Annotated in this window: 14 protein-coding genes; 4 read left to right on the forward strand and 10 right to left on the reverse strand. The window is 40.3% G+C overall.

The window, feature by feature from the left end:
- Nucleotides 1-25: 25 nt before the first annotated feature.
- Both ACSLBF_RS19830 and ACSLBF_RS19835 read right to left on the reverse strand, forming a co-directional pair.
- Nucleotides 26-409 (reverse strand): hypothetical protein, encoded by a 384-nt coding sequence (locus ACSLBF_RS19830; RefSeq protein WP_440056363.1) that lies wholly within the window; start codon nt 407-409, stop codon nt 26-28.
- A 259-nt stretch (nt 410-668) separates the two neighbouring features.
- Nucleotides 669-2855, reverse strand: a complete 2187-nt coding sequence (locus ACSLBF_RS19835; protein WP_440056364.1) for a malate synthase G — start codon at nt 2853-2855, stop codon at nt 669-671.
- Between the two features lie 219 nt (nt 2856-3074).
- Here ACSLBF_RS19835 and ACSLBF_RS19840 point away from each other — a divergent pair, with 219 nt between their 5' ends.
- Together ACSLBF_RS19840 and ACSLBF_RS19845 are read left to right on the forward strand one after the other, a co-directional pair.
- On the forward strand, nt 3075-4679 hold the full coding sequence (locus tag ACSLBF_RS19840) for an isocitrate lyase (RefSeq protein WP_440056365.1): 1605 nt from the start codon (nt 3075-3077) through the stop codon (nt 4677-4679).
- Nucleotides 4680-5150: 471 nt separating this feature from the next.
- Complete coding sequence (locus ACSLBF_RS19845) at nt 5151-5618, forward strand: hypothetical protein (protein WP_440056366.1); 468 nt, start codon at nt 5151-5153, stop codon at nt 5616-5618.
- A 65-nt stretch (nt 5619-5683) separates the two neighbouring features.
- Here ACSLBF_RS19845 and ACSLBF_RS19850 read toward each other — a convergent pair whose 3' ends face one another.
- Nucleotides 5684-6247 (reverse strand): hypothetical protein, encoded by a 564-nt coding sequence (locus ACSLBF_RS19850; protein ID WP_440056367.1) that lies wholly within the window; start codon nt 6245-6247, stop codon nt 5684-5686.
- Nucleotides 6248-6444: 197 nt separating this feature from the next.
- Between ACSLBF_RS19850 and ACSLBF_RS19855 the strand changes: the two genes are divergently transcribed.
- Nucleotides 6445-7848, forward strand: coding sequence for a S41 family peptidase (locus ACSLBF_RS19855; protein WP_440056368.1), 1404 nt, complete (start codon nt 6445-6447; stop codon nt 7846-7848).
- A 183-nt stretch (nt 7849-8031) separates the two neighbouring features.
- On the opposite strand, the gene rmuC is transcribed toward ACSLBF_RS19855, so the two are convergent.
- The 6 genes from rmuC to ACSLBF_RS19885 all read right to left on the reverse strand — a co-directional run bounded on the left by rmuC (nt 8032) and on the right by ACSLBF_RS19885 (nt 16252).
- Nucleotides 8032-9477 carry a DNA recombination protein RmuC gene (gene rmuC, locus ACSLBF_RS19860; RefSeq protein ID WP_440056369.1) on the reverse strand — a complete coding sequence of 482 codons (1446 nt, stop codon included), beginning with the start codon at nt 9475-9477 and terminating at the stop codon, nt 8032-8034.
- 63 nt (nt 9478-9540) lie between these two features.
- A complete protein-coding gene (locus tag ACSLBF_RS19865; protein ID WP_440056370.1) occupies nt 9541-10227 on the reverse strand; it encodes a response regulator in 687 nt (228 codons plus the stop codon).
- Nucleotides 10228-10425, reverse strand: coding sequence for a hypothetical protein (locus tag ACSLBF_RS19870; RefSeq protein ID WP_440056371.1), 198 nt, complete (start codon nt 10423-10425; stop codon nt 10228-10230).
- 323 nt (nt 10426-10748) lie between these two features.
- Nucleotides 10749-13841 carry a DEAD/DEAH box helicase gene (locus ACSLBF_RS19875; RefSeq protein WP_440056372.1) on the reverse strand — a complete coding sequence of 1031 codons (3093 nt, stop codon included), beginning with the start codon at nt 13839-13841 and terminating at the stop codon, nt 10749-10751.
- A gap of 203 nt (nt 13842-14044) precedes the next feature.
- Complete coding sequence (locus ACSLBF_RS19880) at nt 14045-15007, reverse strand: ParB N-terminal domain-containing protein (RefSeq protein ID WP_440056373.1); 963 nt, start codon at nt 15005-15007, stop codon at nt 14045-14047.
- Nucleotides 15008-15019: 12 nt separating this feature from the next.
- Nucleotides 15020-16252: an AAA family ATPase gene (locus ACSLBF_RS19885; RefSeq protein ID WP_440056374.1), complete on the reverse strand. Its 1233-nt coding sequence runs from the start codon at nt 16250-16252 to the stop codon at nt 15020-15022.
- A gap of 701 nt (nt 16253-16953) precedes the next feature.
- Here ACSLBF_RS19885 and ACSLBF_RS19890 point away from each other — a divergent pair.
- The gene (locus ACSLBF_RS19890) at nt 16954-18168 is read left to right on the forward strand and encodes a replication protein A (protein WP_440056375.1); all 1215 of its coding nucleotides are present in this window, start codon (nt 16954-16956) and stop codon (nt 18166-18168) included.
- 80 nt (nt 18169-18248) lie between these two features.
- Here the strand turns inward: ACSLBF_RS19890 and ACSLBF_RS19895 are convergent, their stop codons facing one another.
- Nucleotides 18249-19115: a DNA replication terminus site-binding protein gene (locus ACSLBF_RS19895; RefSeq protein WP_440056376.1), complete on the reverse strand. Its 867-nt coding sequence runs from the start codon at nt 19113-19115 to the stop codon at nt 18249-18251.
- Between the last annotated feature and the right edge of the window lie 234 nt (nt 19116-19349).

Here is a 19349-nt window from a genome sequence, read left to right on the forward strand (position 1 = left end):
TTTGTTGGTATGTACTAACAAACCTTTAATTCCACATGCTCCCGTACAACCCCAAAGCACCAATCGTCAGCAATAGACTCCACTGTGGCAACCTTGCCAAGGCATCCCACTTAAAAAAATGCCAGCCCACGAAAATAAACACCGATGCAAAAGCCAGAAACATAGCACTGATAAATATCACTAAAGAATATAAGGTATCGAGTTGATACCACCCAATATAGGCTACTAACAGGGAAGGAATAAGCAACATCACTGATACCATATGCCAACAGGCAAGCAATGTTGCTTTAGGTACGGTTGCTAATGATGTTTTAAGAAACGGCCTTACAGGGTCTATTTGACCAGCAAAAACATGTACACAAGCCGTCAGCACACCGACTATTCCAGCCCCGAATATCCACGCATTCATTGTCTCAATCCTTTTTTGTAACGTTTAAAATGAAAGTGTTATATCTATTTGTATAATTGGGTAGTCAACCCTGAGTGAGATAGTCATCGTTAAGCATACAAAAAATTTGCTACTTAGTGGTTCTAAGTCAAGTTGACTCTCAGAATGGATAGTAACTATACAGAGTTTATAACCTTTGGCAAAAACATATCCGTCATAACCCTAGCGAGGTCGAAAAAGGCCGTACACCGGCCTTTTTAAATTCCAACATGCTCAGTTATCAGCTTCTTGAATCTTGCTGATTTTTGTATTGTTGTCGGTAGTAATGTAGTAGTGGTTCAGTGTAACCATTGGGTTGTGTTTTACCTTCCATAACCAGCGCGAGCGCAGCTTGATAGGCTAGGTTGTCTTCTAATGAAAGCAACCCATTGATCATCGGTCGATATTGGCTATCGTGACTATTCTGTTCATCCACAATAGCAGCCATACGCTGAAAAGTTTTCTCAACTTGTTGCTGTGTACAAATACCATGATGTAACCAGTTGGCAATGTGTTGGCTGGAAATACGTAGCGTCGCTCTGTCTTCCATCAGACCAACGTGATTGATATCCGGTACTTTAGAACAACCAATACCTTGCTCAATCCAGCGAACAACATAGCCGAGTATACCTTGTACGTTATTGTCTAATTCCGCCTGAACATCCGCGTCAGTCAAGTTATTTTTCATCATCAACGGGGGGGTGAGTAAATGCTCAAGTGACGCTTGTTGACGTGTCCTCAGTTCAGTTTGTCTGGCGAATACATCGACGTAATGATAGTGCATCGCATGTAAAGTAGCTGCGGTAGGCGAGGGTACCCAAGCGGTATTGGCACCGGACTCTGGATGAGCGCGTTTTTGCTCCATCATCAACGCCATTTTGTCGGGCATAGGCCACATACCTTTACCTATTTGGGCTCGACCACTAAACCCTGATTTAAGACCAATATCCACATTTTGATCTTCGTATGCAGCGATCCATGACTGGCCTTTGATCTGTGCTTTAGGTAACACTGGACCGGCAAACATCGAAGTGTGGATCTCATCACCTGTTCTATCTAAAAACCCGGTATTAATAAACACCACTCGCTGTTTCGCCGAGGCGATACATGCTTTTAAGTTAACCGAAGTACGTCGTTCTTCATCCATAATCCCCATTTTTATGGTGTTTTTGGGTAACAACAATAACTGCTCAACTCGAGCAAACAACGTATCGGTAAATGCGACTTCTTCGGGTCCATGCATCTTTGGCTTTACAATATTAATGCTGCCCGTTGTCGAATTTCGAAATGGGCTATTTCCCTGCAAGTCATGCAATGCCGCTGTGCTGGTCATAATCGCATCTAAAATACCTTCAAACTGGGGGTGACCTTGCGCATCTAAAACCGCAGGCGTGGTCATCAAATGACCAACATTACGCACAAACATCATTGAACGACCCTTAAGGGTCATACGCCGTCCTTGGGTATCTAAATAAAGGCGGTCTGCATTGAGTGTTCGAGTGACCGTTTCACCTGATTTATCGAATTGCTCGCAAAGCTCTCCTTTCATCAAACCTAGCCAGTTCCCGTATACTAACACTTTGTCTTCGGCATCGACCGCAGCGACAGAGTCTTCGCAATCCATAATGGTGGTCAATGCAGATTCAAGCCGGATGTCACTTATCCCAGCTTTATCAGCCTGTCCTACAGGGTGTTGCGGATCGATAACGACTTCGATATGTAAATCATGGTGCTTTAAAAGTATCAATGAGGGATTTTGTGGCTCGCCTTGATAGCCGACCAATTGAGACGTGTTAGCAAGCGTGACTTGAGTTGCATCATTCAATGTTACTATGAGCTGTCCATCTAGCACCGCATAATTGGTACTCTCGATGTGAGAGCCTTGGACCAGCGGAACTGCGTTATCTAAAAACTGCCTAGCATACGCCATGACTTTAAAGCCGCGCACGGGATTGTAATGTGTGGTGCGCGCCGCTCCGTCCTCCTCACTTAGTACATCTGTACCATACAGTGCATCGTACAGCGAGCCCCAGCGAGCATTAGCTGCATTTAAGGCAAAGCGGGCGTTGCTCACTGGAACGACGAGCTGTGGCGCAGCCGATTTAGCTATTTCAGGCTCAACGTGCTCAGTTTCGATAGTAAAATCGGCAGGCTCAGGTAGTAAATAACCAATCGATTCAAGGAAAGCTTGATATTCACTCGCTTGCCAATCTGGATTGGTTTTATGGTAAGCGTCTATTTGCAGTTGCAACTCATCACGCTTGCTGAGCAGCGCTTGGTTTACAGGCGTGAGATCTTGATAAATCTTTGCCACACCTTGCCAGAAATCATCAATGGCAAGGCCAGTGCCAGGCAACAACGATGTTTCAACAAATTGTGCGAGTCGTTTGTCAATCTGAAGACCAGCGATAGAAACGTACTGACTCATGTTATTTCCTAAAATATTTTGAACGGGTTATATCAAACATAAAGCAAATTGACAGAAAACGAACCCCCTTAGCCATTCACATAAAAAATACCCAGGATAACAACTATAAATTTAAAAAATCAGAAAACCGAGCCTAGTGTTTAAATAAGCGCAGCGGAGTTCTCTCACATTGCTCCAATGCATAACTAGATACTACTCCCGTTCAAAGGATAAATTGCTATGTCTACTTACCAATCACAACTCGATCGCTTTACCAACTTGTGTCAATCACAAGGACCAGCATGGCGTTCAATTAACCCGGAATACGCCAATCGAATGCACCTGCAAAATCGCTTTAAAACCGGTCTTGATATTGCGCGATACACCGCCAAAGTAATGCGTGAAGATATGGCTGCATATGACGCGGACAGTAGTCAGTACACGCAATCCTTAGGGTGTTGGCACGGCTTTACAGCTCAGCAAATGATGATGGCAGTAAAACGTCATAAGAAAACCACTAAACGATCATACGTCTACCTAAGTGGCTGGATGGTAGCGGCGCTTCGTTCAGATTTTGGTCCATTGCCAGATCAAAGCATGCATGAAAAAACCGCTGTTTCGTCGCTAATCGAAGAAATATATACGTTTTTAAAACAAGCCGATGCACGCGAATTGGACCACCTATACAAAGCGTTAGATGAAGCCGCGGCCACAGGCGGGGACACCCAATCCATCCTCAACCAAATTGATAACTTTGAAACGCACGTGGTTCCCATTATCGCGGATATTGATGCAGGATTTGGTAACGAAGAAGCGACTTACTTACTCGCAAAGCAAATGATAGAAGCAGGCGCTTGCGCAATTCAAATTGAAAACCAAGTATCCGATGCAAAGCAGTGTGGCCATCAGGCTGGCAAAGTGACTGTTCCCCACGAGGACTTTCTGGCAAAAATAAATGCCGTTCGTTATGCATTTTTAGAACTAGGGGTTGAAGACGGTATCATCGTTGCACGCACCGACTCATTGGGTGCCAGCTTGACTCAAAAGATCCCTGTATCGAAAACCCCTGGCGACTTAGCCAGCCAATATACCAGCTTTTTAGATACACAACCTGTGACTTCATTAGCTGAACTTGCTGATGGTGAAATGGCAATAAAGCTCAATGGTGAATTACAAAAGCCAGTTCGTTTAGACAATGGACTTTTTCAGTTCCGTGAAGGAACTGAGAAAGATCGAGTGGTATTAGACTGTGTGACCAGTTTACAAGCTGGTGCAGATCTACTTTGGATTGAAACTGAAAAGCCTAATATTGAGCAAATAGCAGAGCTAGTGAACCGAGTCCGCGAACAGGTTCCCGGTGCCAAGCTCGTTTACAACAACTCCCCATCATTTAACTGGACCCTCAAGTTCCGAGAGCAGGTATATCAACAATGGCTAACACAGGGGAAAGACTTATCAGCTTACCCAGATCCTAGTTCAGATCCAAAAGTGCTCATGATGCCAGAACTAGACAGTTCTGAACTTGCTCTAGAAGCTGATACTCTAGTACAGAACTTTCAACGTGATGCAGCCAGAGAAGCTGGCATTTTCCACCACTTAATCACGCTACCAACGTATCATACAGCGGCACTCAGCACCGACATTTTAGCTGAAGGTTATTTTGGAGAAGCAGGTATGCTGGCCTATGTGAAGGATGTACAGCGTCAAGAAATTCGTCGAGAGCAAGCATCTGTAAAGCACCAAGATTTAGCCGGCTCCAATATTGGGGATACCCATAAGGAATACTTCTCAGGTGAAAATGCACTAAAGGCCGGCGGCGAAGCCAATACTATGAATCAATTTTGATTGATATCTGAATAGTTCCTATCAGCAAGGGTCGCGAGGCCCTTTTTTATTTTAGATCACGATTTTACTAGCAGTATGATATAGATCAGAATTTAACTAACACGATTACACGATAGCGTATGATCAAATGCAGATCTTAATGTTCGAGGTTTTCAAAGACATAAATAGCTTCATTTTTATCTAATTCTTCCGCTTTCAGACCAAAATTTTACTAACTAAACGAACGACAGGTCATGATTTTACTAACTCAGTTAGTAAAATTTTGTTTTGTGATGCGAAGTTTGCAATCATACAATTATTCTCAATATAAAACTGTAAACCCCCTTTACAAAATTACTACCCTAGATTTTACCTAACAAGGCTATTTACACAAAAAATTGAGGTTACTAAGGTCGGACCTCAAAAGTCTCCATTTTTAATCCATATTGCTTTGTTTAACTTACCATCATGGAAAGACAAAGACCTAACAACATGCAACGGACACTAAAACATTCAGAGTGGTTAAAAATAGCCGAATCTCGCACTCGCCCCAGTCGAACAGGAAAGAAAGCTAGAACCAAGCCTAATTTCAAAATTAGATTTGCCGCAATATTAGGAGTCTTATTTTTAACTTGGTGTGTAATTTCGAATAGCAATCCTGAAAAACAGTTAGCCAGTTTCTCGAAACAGCAAGAAAGGCTAGTAGCTCGGCACTTTGCAAAACAATATGCGATAGGCAGTTGGCAATATTCACATTTGAACACCACGCCGGGTGAAGTACATGTTTATATTAAAATTCCGACTAAGCTGGCGCTAAATGATACGGAAATGCAGCGATACATCAAACAGTCTTTGTGCCCAACTCAAAGTAGTACTGTGTGGAGCGCCGTAGCTGATTATTCGTTGTATTTACACTTGTTCGTTGATAGCCCTCGCACAGGAGAATATGCGCAATGCTAAACCTACTAGTAACAAGGTTTAGCAGGAAAAAATGGCGAAACTATCCCTCGCCATTTTAAAACTCATTAGAAATGATACTTCAAGAACATACTCGCATCAGTGCGCTTTTCATTACTGCGGCTAGCTTCTCCATAGCCACCAACTAGCGAAACACTCCATCCACTGTTGTTCATACCATTAAAATAGTAATTTAGACTCAAGCCAATACCATTCGTGGTTTCATTATCGAATATATCGCTAAGTCCACATCCGATCGCCTCACCAATAGATGAACTTAAATCATCGATGACCGTTCCTGAAATATTTTTGCCTTTGTCAGGGCAGGGTTCTCTGTCGTCTTTAGCACCAAGCGCACCAACAACAAAACCTAAAGACCAGTTATTGTTGCCAGAAATACCCTGCTCATAACCTAGCGATATTCCAGTATCTAATCCGAGTAAATAAGCTGCATGGATGCGGCTATCGCCAAATGCTTTACCATAACTTAATTCAATATTCGCAAAGTATGGATAACCTGTGCTCATTGTATAACCTATCTCAGACTCACTGGCTTGAGCACTCAAACACGTGATGCCCGAAAAAATTAGCAACACAGTTTTGACTGCTGTACCTCTTAACTTTCTATTCATGTTCATCTCTCTAATATCCTTTTAGTTAATTTGGGTACCATTAAAAAACATGCACGTACCTTATACAACCACATCAAATAACTAAAGCGCTTAATCGCTTTTTTAACTTAGTTTTTATAAACACAACGAACTAGCTGATAATCAGTAAGCCGCTGTAATTGGGATATAAAAGAATAATAAAATCAAAAGGATTAATAATGAAAATACAGAGTATATTTTTACCCATGGTGTTGATGTGTGGCACTTCTTTTGCGAAAGCAAACACAGCCCTTCAATACTGGAAAACGCAAGGTTATGGCTATCTCATTGAAGTAAAAAATGACTTGCTGAAATTTTACGATATCACCGCAAACAGTTGCATAAGAAATCCCATTGCAGATAACGAATATGAGGGACTAACAGCCTCACAGGTGCTATCTCGTGATAACGAAAACAACTATCAATTAGAGTGGTTTGCACTGCATCCAATTGAAGTTACAAAACTAGACGCACTACCTACCATTTGCGCTTTTGCTGATAAACCAAATCAAGATCCAATCACAAACTTTGATGTTTTTTGGGCGACTTATGCAAACCATTTTCCTTATGGAGAAAAGCAGAACTGGCATTGGCAGGATAGATATCCTATTTGGCGTTCAATGGTCAGCAAAGACACGACAAAAGAACAACTAGCGGACATCTTTTCTAACATTATCAACCAAGTACGTGATGGTCATGCAAGTCTGAGTGATGAAAAACACAATGAGATAGCAGATATTGAGTCACGATTACTGGCTTATGAATACCGCCTGCGTCAAGCATGGGTGAAAGATGAAGAATACCCTTACCTTTGGCCATATATTAGCGCGCAATACAGTAAATGGAAGCAAATCTTTATCGAAAAATACGCCCTCAAGAATAGGCTGACAACCCGCTTTGATAACTTTCACTTTGCTACCATGAAAAATAACATCAGCTATCTACGAATAGACAGTATGATGGGGTTTACTCAGCAAAATGCGTTAGAGTCATGGTTAAATGCTGTGGATGAAACCATGACTGAATTTATACCGAACATAAACAAGAGTAATGGATTGGTCTTGGATCTGCGAAGTAATGGTGGCGGTGTGGACTTAGTATCCATGCAAATATTGTCTTATTTATTTGCAGAAAAAACCCGTATTGGCTCAAAAGCCACAGTTGTCGACGGTCAACTTGGTCAGCAAAAACCTATTTGGGTAACGCCTTCTAAAAACTTTAACTACCAAGGCCCTATAGTCGTCTTGACTAGTCAAGAAACGGCCAGCGCGGCTGAAATAATGCTGTTAGGGCTTACTGCTAGAGACGATACCCTAGTGATTGGCGAACCCTCCAATGGCAGCTATAGTGACATCCTACCTAAGCGATTACCCAATGGCTGGCAACTGGGTCTATCTAATCAAGTTTACTTTGATGCCGACGGTGTCGATCATGAGGAAGTGGGTATACCTGTTGATGTGTTTGTCCCTTACTTACTTCCAGAGCACCTAAAAAACAATCAAGATCCCGCGATTGATGAAGCGCTCATTGTACTAGCTTGCAAGTCGGATAAACTGCCGAACTCAGCACTGTGCCAATCTTGATATGGTAGAGTAAGCATGTTGAAACCTATTTGGCGTTGCAAAGCAAAATTCGTAGGTTTTTACATGCTATCTAATTTTAATTGTTCACTTGAAGGCATATCTAATGCCTTCTGTTCAGTTCTTTTCTGAGCACACCGTCAATTCGCTAACTTGCCCACTTCGTCTCGACAAATGCAGATACCGCTATTCAAGTTCTAAACGCGATTTTTCTTCCAGTTCAGCGGGAAGCTCTTTATTTACCGACACGCCTAATTCTTTAAACTCTGAGGCTTGTTTAATCAAATTGCCTTTGCCCATATAAAGTTGAGAAAATGCTTTTTCATAGCTTTCTTTCGCTTTATCCAGCTGTTTGCCAACACCTTCCATACTATGCAAGAAACTATTAAGTTTGTTGTAGAACTTTTCGGCTCTTAAAGCCAACTCGCGAGTATGTTTGCTTTGCTCTTCAAAGCGCCATAGTTGTTTAACGATGTTTAGGCTGGTTAGTAATGTAGTCGGAGTAGCCACAAGCACTTGATTCTGTAGCGCATCTTGATACAGGGTAGGGCAGTGTTTAATGGCTTCAACAAATGCCGATTCGACCGGAATAAACATAATCACGACTTCAGGAGAGTTAAGTCCAGGTAATCGTTCGTACGACTTGCTGCCTAATTCCTTTATTCTCGCCGTTACGGCCTCTACATGCGCCACAATGGCTTGATTCGCTTCAATGTCTGATTCTGCATTGACATAGTTGGTATAAGCATTCAGCGAGGTTTTGGCATCAATAACAAGGTGCCGTTGCTGCGGCAAAAAGACGACGACATCGGGACGATATTTACCTTCTTCGGTATTGAAATTTAATTCTCGTTCATAGTCTTTACCAAGGCGTAAACCTGCGCTGTCTAGCACATTTTCAAGCATTAGTTCCCCCCAGTTACCTTGGGTCTTTTTTTGTCCTTGTAAGGCAGTCGTTAAGCGATTAGCTTGTTCTGTCATGGCCTTATTATTGGCTTGAAGGTGCAACAGCTCAGTTCTTAAAGAGGCACGCTGTTTTAGCTCTTCACTATGAATTGCTTCCATTTTGTCTCGAAAGCCTTTTAGTTCACCTTGTACGGGTTGCAAAAGTTGTTGGATTTTCTCTTTACTTTGGGTGGTAAAGCGCTCGCTTTTTTCATCAAAGATCTGATTTGCTAAGTTATGGAATTCTTCTTTAAGCTGTTGTTTAGCTTGTTCTAATTGTTGAAGTTGTTGCTCAAACGAAGCTTGTTTTTGTTCCAGCGTGGTTCTGAGGTTAGTCATTTCAACTTCAAGCTCGTGCGCATGAGCTTGAATATCTTCTTTGGCATCTTGTTCTTTTTGCCATAGCTGTTGATATTCTTGTGCTTGCCGTTGACGTTCAGCAAGCCTTGTTTGCGCTTGTTGTAGCAAGCCATGGTTCTGTAATTGTTGCGCCTGCATCAGTTCAAGACGCGCTAGCGCGTCTTGTAACTGCTGCGATAACGATGCTTGTTGCGCCTCTTGTTGTGCTAAGCGCTGCTTATAACCTCGGCGAGATAGCCAATAAGCAGGGACTGTAACCAGAATCCCCGTTACAAAAAGTCCGATACTGAGAAGGGAAGGTGAATTAACTAAACTAGACCAAAACATAAGGACATCCCATTGATAGCGCTGCCCTTGATGATACCTCACTATTGCAGATCAATCACTTAGTCAAGCGTTGATCTGTTTTTCATTGTAGCGGTAACCGGCACCGTAGACAGACTCAAGCAACTTAGAACTAACCCCGGCATGTTTGATCTTTTTACGGATGTTTTTAATATGGCTGTCGATCACTCGATCTGAAACATCAAAATTATCGGTTTGGATCGCATCAAGTATTTGTTGACGAGAAAATACGCGACCGGGAGATTCAAACAACAGAGCAAATACCTCAAACTCAACTTTAGTTAAATCCAGCAACTGACCTTTGAGCTTTACCGCCAATTCGTCTTTATTTACATCTACTAACTTTTGATATGAGTTACTATGAGCACAGCGTCTTAATATAGCTTTGATCCGCATGACCAACTCAGCGGCGCTAAAAGGCTTACAAACATAGTCATCTGCACCATGCTCTAATCCTTCAAGGCGATCATCTTCTGTCACCCTTGCTGTTAACATGACAATCGGTACTTCTGAAAATGCTCTGATCTGACGCATACACTCAAAACCATCTTGGTTTGGTAACATGACATCGAGCAAAATCGCACTGGGCTGATTGGCTTTCACCCATGAAACCACCTCTGCACCGTCGGCGATATGATGTATCTCAAACCCTGAAGCCTTAAAAAATAATAGGACTTGCTCTGCGATATCGAGATCATCTTCCACAAGGAGAATTTGCTGATTGTCGGACATCTATTTGCTCTTAACTTGTTTTAACTGCTGTTTAACTTGACGCTTTAAGGCGTCGGATAACGTGTCATCTAGCAATAACATTGAAAGAATGTTTTCTAAGTCATCGCTGTTGGCAACCTCGTGCAGTAGATCATAATCAGATTGTGAGTGCAGCTCAATAAAGTCTAACCGAAAAAGTACATTGTCTTGGCTAATCATGTGTATGTTTTATCTGAATGCTCAATAGTCGTGAATACAACCGCATGCCACTTCTGAGTTGTGCTTTACCATTGAAAAACACACATCAAAGACTACAAGTAACAAGCTTTCCTTTTACTGTGCACTATTACACTTAAAAAATATGGAACAAAAATGGAGCAAAGCAAAAGCCAGAAAAAGAAAAGCCAGCTAAATTTAGCTGGCTCATTACAATTCGTAATCAAGGGGGAAATCAACATATGCCTACTGCTCTAACTAATTTAACAACAAGCATAATGATAGACCGGCAGGAAATTCAGAAGTTCAAAACTTTTTTAGTTTTTTTAACTTTTAATGAGAGAAAGCATTTGTGACTCATCAAACTGACCCAGATTTACGCTGGTATCAGCAAAAAGTGCATCTACAAGTGCCTGCTTCTCGCGCTGCATTTTAAATACTTTTTCTTCGATTGAATTAGCCATTATCAGCTTATAAACAAATACTGGTTTATCTTGCCCAATCCTGTAAGCACGGTCAGTTGCTTGATTTTCTACCGCAGGATTCCACCATGGATCAAAGTGGATGACAGTGTCTGCTTGCGTTAAGTTCAGGCCAGTACCGCCAGCTTTTAGGCTGATCAAAAAGACATTACAGTGACCTTGAGTAAACGTTTCAATGACTTTGTCACGATGACGAGTTTGTCCTGTCAGCATAGTAAATGAGAGATCTTGATTACGGCATTGCTCAGCAATTAAATCCAACACGCTGGTAAACTGACTGAAAATTATGATCTTTCGGCCTTCATCAAGCAACACCGGTAAATGTTGTTTTAACCATTCAAATTTGGCTCCGCTTGCTAACGCTTGGCTCTTATCAACTAAGCGTGGATGACAGCAAATTTGACGCAACTTTAATAGTGCATCTAAAAAAGCTAGCTTACTTTTTTCAACGCCCTGCTCTTGGAACAAGCTCATAAGCTTACTTTCGACTTGCCTTTGAACGCCTTGATACAATCCAAGCTGCTCGCTGTCAAATTCGAGCTCTTTAACTAGCTCCGTTTTATTAGGTAACTCAGTGACGACTTCAGCTTTGGTGCGGCGCAAAATAAATGGCGCGATTAATGACTTGAGCTCGCGGGCTTTTTTTGTATCCTGTTCTTTCTCTATCGGTAACTGAAAGTGCTGTTTAAACTGTTGCCGAGTTCCTAGGACATCTGGCATCACAAAATCTAGCAACGACTTTAACTCAAGTAAGTTATTCTCAACAGGAGTACCACTTAGGCAAAGCTTAAAACGCGCATTAAGTTGCTTCACACATTTTGAAATTTGCGCAGCTTCATTTTTAATGTATTGGGCTTCATCCAACACGATCGAATCAAACTCTAGCCCCTTATAATAATTGGCATCCCGTTTTAGCAAGGGATAGGTTGTCAAAATAAATCGCGCGCCAGCAATAGAAGACAGAGCTTCTTCACGATTGGCACCGTGAATAACCGTAAGAGGCAAGTGCGGAGCAAAACGTGCAAACTCATCTCGCCAATTTCCCACTAAGCTAGTTGGGCAGACGATAAGACTAGGTTGTGTTACCAACACATTGTGCTGAGAAATAAAGTATGCAATGACCTGCAGGGTTTTACCTAACCCCATATCATCGGCAAGAATGCCACCGAGTTGGTGTTTATTTAGAAATTTTAACCAGTTTACCCCTTGGACTTGATAATCTCTCAATGTGAAATGCTGATTTTCAACATTTAAGATCGGCAGTTCAGCATTAGTGCTAGGAGATGAAAGCGCATCAATATAGTCCAGTAAACGTTTGTCAGAAGACTGTGCCTTGATGTTTTCTAGGTTAAATAGCTTTTTGGCGTAAGACAAAGGAAACTTAAACTGTGAGCTCGACAGGTAGTAACTGAAACGGTCTTTTAAAGACAGTAATTCATCGTAAACCTGCTTTTTTAACACATAGAATTGCTCGCCGATAGCTACATAGCGATACTCATGTGATAAATGGTTTAGCTCGTGCTCAGGAGATTTCTCCCAGTTCAGGGTCACGGGTTTATCATCAAAGGTGACCTTGCCTACGACATGATGCTGTTTATCGCGCTTTAGCTCCAGTACAACAGTTGGGCTATTAATCTGATCCGCCCCTGTGACTTCATCAACTTCCCAATGCCGTCCTAACAAATAAGGACGAACTTCAGAATTAAACCAATGTAACGACACCGCATCATCGGTAGGTAATAAATAATGGTCACCTTCATGAACAAAGCCTAGCCCTGAGAGTACTTGTTCTAGACGGTTCTTTGTGGCTCCACGTTTATCACTACTGTTTACAATCGTAAATTTTGGTTTTGCACTATTATCAATTCTAACGAGCTTAGCTACAGTCTGCTTAGATTTGCATAGATGAGCATAACCTTGAGGTGGAGGAATAACATCATCCGAAAAAATATCTTGAAAACGCAAAATTGCCTGTTCGAGTTTTTCATCACTGACCGGAGGCATTGTGTTGAGATGAGCTATTTCATGTGCACTTAATTCAGTTTCTATACGACCTATCAACAGATTTTCAGTATCAAGGTACATCGGCGGATCAGTTTTAATCAACCGCCAATGCTCTACATTTGCCAAGCGGCTTTTTAATTGGTGCTGCTGAGCATCTTGGCGCCAATAGAAATCAAGACTTTGTTTGTGACCGAATGTCAGAGGAGTTCTATCGTTTTGAAAAAAACAACGGTGCGTATGGACTAATTGAGTAAGTGCGTTAAAGCCCCAAGCTCCGGTCAGTTCAAAATGTCCAGGAGCATTTTGTGAACGGATCCAACTTAATAACCTAAAATCACTCTCCAAAAGCTTAGGAGGGGCGACTTGACTATTAAGCTGTTGCTCTGTCATCACTCGTCCTAACGGATAGAGCCCATCTGGTCGGTTTGGAGCAATTTTAGGGTTCACAAGTATTTCGTTGGCTTTCGGCTCCAGTACAAACAGTAAAACGCTTTCTGCATCTTGCTTATCATTTGTTTGTAGTTGAGCCAGCTCATTGAACCAATCATTAACTAAAAACGCTTCGCCAAAGCCACCGGAATGTTCAACCTTTAATTTCAATAGCACAGCTGCAATGTGCCGACATTTAGGATTGTTCGAGCAGTTACAACTGGCTTCGACCAAAGGCTGGCCTTGCTTTTGAGATATTTTAATGTGCTGCGTAAAGGTGTTACCAAAATTACCCAGCACTTGAGCATCTATTTGTTCGAAGTTATCCGAATGCTGCAAAAAGCATACTTGTTCGTCCTGTAAGTACTCTTTGGCCTTCACCAGCAAGGCTGAGTTAAAGTATTGCCGAAGAAACCGCTCAGACAGGGGAAACTGGTTAGCTTGCTCTTGTTTGATTTCTTCAAACAGGGCGACGAGTTGTTCTTTAGATAACTGCGAAGACATTGATGCACGGAAAAACAAAAATAAAGAACCAGTATATGAAATTACAGTTTTAAGCTAAAGAGCGAAATTCGAATTATTAGCGAAATTTAGACTGGTTGGAGGTCAAGTGGATAGAATTTTAGCAAAAACAGCTTACTACTTATGCTTAACAGATTAAACAAGTGGCGCACCGATAAAGTAACCGATGCGCTAACAACTTGAAATTAATTATAATTACTCAATAACTTCTGCAGTTGTTCTAAACGTTTATCGGTCAGCACTCGATTATCAATACGTACAGTAACGTCACCATTTTTAACGTTCCGCTGAATACGCACATATTCGTTATCTAACAACGCTTCATTACGGCTTTCTACTTCTGAAAGGGTGGTCAAAAATTTGGTGATCAACACCGAGCGCTTTTCCTCTGACATGCTTTCAGTCATAAAGTCCTGAGAGCTGAGTAAATCAATATTATTAGCAAACTTATCTGGATCTGTTTGCATAGCAGTGATGATTTTCTTAGCGGCTTCTCTGCCTAGATGATTTGCAGTTGGATACAATTGTAAAACGTTCAAAGGAATCGCCTCAAAAGTTTTTATTGCATCAGCGACTGCAGTATGCGAAACACCTTCTATGGCAGCGATTTCACGATAAGAGCCTTTTGCACCTTCATCTTGGAGTGTTTGTCTCGTTTGAGCATAAGCTTTTCCTAACTCCCATAAGCTAGGCGCAATATACTGATCTGACGATACAGCAAGCGTCTTTGCATCTTGATCTGTAAAGTCCTTCGAGCTTAAAACAACGTAATCAGCGTTGGCTAATAAACAAGCTTTTCGGCGTCTAGAACCAGACAATACCTGTAACTTGCCATCTTTTTGCCAACATAACGCCGGATGAAGATTACGCCTGTCTTTTTTTATTGCAGGCAAAATATCTGCGACTGCTTTTTCGCTAAGAAGTGCTTGCTCGCGTCTGTTTTTACCATAAACAAAGGTTTTCTTGTCGATATCAGAATGAGGAATGATTTCACAAGTTAATACAATTGTACGGTTGGGATCGCTTGGCGCAGGCATAGTGACTACGTCACCAGCCTTAGCTTGATCTAATAGATCATCTAAGCTGCTACCTTCAACAGCAGAGGCGAAGGGATCAATTCGGGTATCATTTTTACGTTTTCTAGCCATCTTTACACCTCTTTATTCTGCTAGTGAAGACTGTGTTGATGGCCAATTTGACCTAATCAGCATCTCTAATTCATCAACAACATCTTTGATATTTTCTTGCGCTTTTATCAGCGATTCTCTGCTTGCAAGACTGTCTGAAGTTTTTTGATCAAAGATTGTATTAAACGACGACGAACTAGCTGTTATAGCGGAACTATGGTTAATTGGATAACTCATTACCTGACGACCAAATGCACTACGCACGTCCTTTACAATATCACGCTGTGAGTGATTACCTTTAACGTAGTTTGTAACCAAAAACTGCATAAAGTCCCAACCTTCATGGCCTAAGGCTGCAACAGTATGATAAATTTCACCTAATCGCTTTAGATATTTATTATTTGCGTCAAAATCTACAGCTTCAGGGTGTACCGGGATCAACATCGAGGTTGAAGCCATTAAAGCATTATAAAACATGAAATTAAGAGATGGTGCCGTGTCGATTAAGATAATGTCAAATTCATCTTCTACTGGTGCTATCACCTTCTCTTTAAGCTTGTGATAATGGCGAGTTTGTTCGTAACTTGAACTTTCTTTTAATTCAGTTGCTGTTTCATGTTCAAAGTAAAAATCGTCCATACCTGATGGTAATACTCTGATATTGGGTATGTGTGTTGCTTGGAAAGAACTAGCAACCAAGTCTTTCCATGTTTCACCTTCTTCTAACTCTATACAGTCACGCATTAAATCACCGACGGTGATAGGCTCATGATCACTTGATGGAAAAAAGCTTGAAGATGATCCTTGTGGATCTAGATCAATAATACCGATGCGGTAACGCTTGATGTTTGTTGTGGCAAGCGCTGCTGCAATATTGACTAAACTGGTTGTTTTACCACAACCACCTTTTAAGCTATTAATAACAATCACCTGAAGCTTATCATTTGAACTTCTATGATCGGCTTTAATACCGAGCACTTCAGCCATCGCAAAAATATTGGCTAATGTATATGCGTAGTGCCCATTTGCTCCTTTTTGAATGTTAATGTTATCAAAGTCACCTTGATCATGTCGGCGCTTCAGGGTTCTGTTATTAACACCTAATAGATCAGCTGCGGCTTTTTGTGTGTAGGTACGTAATTCTTTTTCTTCTGTTTTTAAGTGGGCTCTGTAATGCTGAATACGCCCAGAGAGAGACTGTTCAGCAACTTCAGCAGTTGCTTTCAACAAGCGGTAGGTTGAAAGCGCATTATTATTTATAGACATACAGTGTATCCTTTGTTTGATACACAATATTATAATGTCCATTATTTTTTATGTAAACACAAAAAAAAGAAGACATTTATATCTTTAATCGCTTACTAAGAATAAGTAAGAAAGATTAAATTTGGTTAGATAATAGGTATTAAAAGGATAAGTGCCAAAATTTCAAATCTAACTATATGATTTATATAAATAATTGTTATATTTCTGGATCAACTATATACTTGGTTAAGATCAGATCTGTACTTAGTGACAGATCATGGTTTTACCTACTGAAATTCTAGGAGAGAAATTATAAACAGCTTATGCACATACTTACTCACTGTAAGGGCCCTGCAGATCAATATTTTACTAAGGCAAAACAATAACTTATCCACTTCGTACAGTAATTTGGAAGGTAATAGTTGGTATGGATCTGATCTCTACTTATAATAGATCTGATCTTTACTAATTGGCTTGGCATTTATCCACATGTATTTTTCTGTAACACCTAAAAATCGGTAAATTGTGCTCTATTCGGCCCGAAAAAACGCCTTTATGGCACCTTAGTTAGTAAAATTATGATCTCGAAAATAATTCAGTTAGTATAAATGTGATCTGTTTGAAAAATTTCAATCTGGATCAGTTTTTTACTAACTTTAAACATTAACTTTTTCTTACGAATATGTTGTTATTAGACGTCATGAAAATTTGGAAGTAAAACCATGAGCCGAAAGGTGAACATCTCAGTAGATAATCTGCCTGATTCATTACGTGGACAAATCCATGGCGTGGAAAGTGCAACTGATAACGAGAGCCTAGCATTATTTACCGATAACAAAGATGTTCGTATTTCAATAGAAAATGCTGCGCATGAGTTAAGAGCTTATTCTAACACTTTTAACCACTACGATTTATGGGGAAGGTTCGTTCGCTCGGGTCATAAAAAATTGCCTCTCGAAGAAGCTCCGAAAAAAACAATCGTTACTCGAAGAATATCTGAAAAAGTTGATGGTATTCTATATGAAGGTGAAATAAAGATTACTCCAGCTGTTGTGAGTACAAAAATTGATGGAGATGATGAAGAGTTTTTAGTTTGGCCATCTGATCGCGAAGAAAAAGTCGAACGGGCATTAATTCGACTTGCTTCAAAGGGTAAAATAGTAAAAATCAATTTTAAGTCTGGTATTCAATACGCAGTCATTTTTTCTATGAATGAACTTGCCCAAGAATTGAAAGCTGTTGGGCAATCTATGCCATATCCCCAGATCAAAGAATCATTAGAGGCTTTACAAGGGTCTAAGCTGTCTTTCAAATATACAGCAACAGATACAAGAAACTCAGACATTGACGACTCTTTCTATGAATCCAATATGAACTTCTTATCTTCACTCCATTTCAGTGGAAAAAAAGGGCAAGGAGGTAATGTTAAATGCGTTGCTTGTTTGAATGCTTTTGTTCACAACATGATCGATAATCTGGAGTACAAAGGCTATTACTTCAATAGTGCTCAAGAGCTAAAGCGAGGATTGTCGAGATGGATGATGCTCAGACTTTATCATTTGTGGAGATATGCCGCTCCGGGTAAAACCTATCATTTCCGCTTAATTTCTATTATGGAAAAATATGGTTCAATTTACGCTGATGACAAAATCACAGACAATAAGTTGAAAGCTCTTCGCAGAGACATGACAACAACGATGAAGGATTTGATCGAGAAAGGTGCTATCTCTGATTACAACATTTCCAATGTTAAAGATGATAAAACAGGAAAAATTATTGATTATGTTTACGAAATGCATCCATCTGCACAATTCTGTGACGAAATACTTGCATTGAATAAACATCACAAGCGTATCGAAATCCAAGGTGGAAAACGGATAGTAGAAAACGCAGAAGTTATAGATGAAGATACGTTAGAAGAAATTGTAAAGAAATAAGTTATGTTAAATTGGCCTTTCTAGGCCAATTTAACATAAATACACTTACACAAATACATAGTTTTTTCTCACCTTGATAACTAGTCAACCTGTTCTAGATAAATTCTCTCAACTAAATATTTATAGTCACGCTTTCTAGGGTCAGTTGTTTCTGAATTATAATTGCTTAAATCGCCGAGCTTAATTTCACTATTTGGGTTAAGTAATATGAAAGGTAAAGCTGCACTGACATGATACCTGTTTTGTGCTGTGTATCGTATGTTTACCTCTGGAGTTACCCGAGTAGGACGACGTATTCTTAGTCTGCTATTTTCTTTTAGACTAGATAATCGATACTTTTCATTTTCAACGAGTGCCAACCACTTACTTTGATCAATCATTCTTGGATTAGAATAAGATGAAGAGCGATTCAACATCTGCATTGCAGCTTCTTTCGATAACGTCTGAGTAGCGTGTTTTTTCATCCAAGTGAAACGAACAGAGTAGGGAGAGTCAGATTCACTGTGAATCTTACGATATGCAGCTAATGTAATTAGATTTGGAATGGCGTTATGAACAGCTTCAAACCGAGCATCTGAATTACCTATCTCCAAAATAAGATTCTTAAAATCCAATTTTGCTTTGTTTACCGCTTGAAGTCTTTTTTGGATCTGTTCACCGTTATCATTTATTAATAATAACCCAGGATAACGTTGAGCGACCTTTCCACTTTGTTTGTTGTTTAGAAACATATCTAAGTATGCCTCGCAACACTTATCTATCGCTTTTTGACCTGTAATTTTTTTAACCTCAATACTTTTAGGTGCTTTATGTTCATCACTTTTAGATATTTTTGGAAGCTCAAAAAATGTGGAGTTGATGACATCGGATTTTTTAATGTCATCAACTAAAAGATTAATTTGTTCGTACATTAGGTCAAACGTGGAACGGATGGAAAATTTATTCATAGTCTGTCTTTTTGGTAATTGTTAGGTAAAGAACACATCGTACTATATAGAGGCTAATAAGTATGATGTGTTCTCAGTATATATTATAGTTATCAAACTAAAAGAAGTAAATTGAAATTCAATGTGATTAGGCTAGGTAAGCGTATTTAACATTAGTTAGTGCTTACTAGTTGCAAGGCTTCTACATATTCTTAGCTTCGCCTTAGTTTAATAACCAGAGACAATTTGACTTGT

This window comes from Pseudoalteromonas sp. T1lg65, from assembly GCF_051930985.1.
Classification (GTDB): domain Bacteria; phylum Pseudomonadota; class Gammaproteobacteria; order Enterobacterales; family Alteromonadaceae; genus Pseudoalteromonas.

Excerpts from the sequence above, each read along its gene's own strand:
- ACSLBF_RS19875 (WP_440056372.1), bottom strand. The coding sequence starts at position 13,841 with ATGTCTTCGCAGTTATCTAAAGAACAACTCGTCGCCCTGTTTGAAGAA.
- ACSLBF_RS19840 (WP_440056365.1), top strand. The coding sequence starts at position 3,075 with ATGTCTACTTACCAATCACAACTCGATCGCTTTACCAACTTGTGTCAA.
- ACSLBF_RS19880 (WP_440056373.1), bottom strand. The coding sequence starts at position 15,007 with ATGGCTAGAAAACGTAAAAATGATACCCGAATTGATCCCTTCGCCTCT.
- ACSLBF_RS19870 (WP_440056371.1), bottom strand. The coding sequence starts at position 10,425 with ATGATTAGCCAAGACAATGTACTTTTTCGGTTAGACTTTATTGAGCTG.
- ACSLBF_RS19850 (WP_440056367.1), bottom strand. The coding sequence starts at position 6,247 with ATGAATAGAAAGTTAAGAGGTACAGCAGTCAAAACTGTGTTGCTAATT.
- ACSLBF_RS19845 (WP_440056366.1), top strand. The coding sequence starts at position 5,151 with ATGCAACGGACACTAAAACATTCAGAGTGGTTAAAAATAGCCGAATCT.
- ACSLBF_RS19890 (WP_440056375.1), top strand. The coding sequence starts at position 16,954 with ATGAGCCGAAAGGTGAACATCTCAGTAGATAATCTGCCTGATTCATTA.
- ACSLBF_RS19835 (WP_440056364.1), bottom strand. The coding sequence starts at position 2,855 with ATGAGTCAGTACGTTTCTATCGCTGGTCTTCAGATTGACAAACGACTC.
- ACSLBF_RS19830 (WP_440056363.1), bottom strand. The coding sequence starts at position 409 with ATGAATGCGTGGATATTCGGGGCTGGAATAGTCGGTGTGCTGACGGCT.
- ACSLBF_RS19855 (WP_440056368.1), top strand. The coding sequence starts at position 6,445 with ATGAAAATACAGAGTATATTTTTACCCATGGTGTTGATGTGTGGCACT.
- rmuC (WP_440056369.1), bottom strand. The coding sequence starts at position 9,477 with ATGTTTTGGTCTAGTTTAGTTAATTCACCTTCCCTTCTCAGTATCGGA.
- ACSLBF_RS19865 (WP_440056370.1), bottom strand. The coding sequence starts at position 10,227 with ATGTCCGACAATCAGCAAATTCTCCTTGTGGAAGATGATCTCGATATC.
- ACSLBF_RS19885 (WP_440056374.1), bottom strand. The coding sequence starts at position 16,252 with ATGTCTATAAATAATAATGCGCTTTCAACCTACCGCTTGTTGAAAGCA.
- ACSLBF_RS19895 (WP_440056376.1), bottom strand. The coding sequence starts at position 19,115 with ATGAATAAATTTTCCATCCGTTCCACGTTTGACCTAATGTACGAACAA.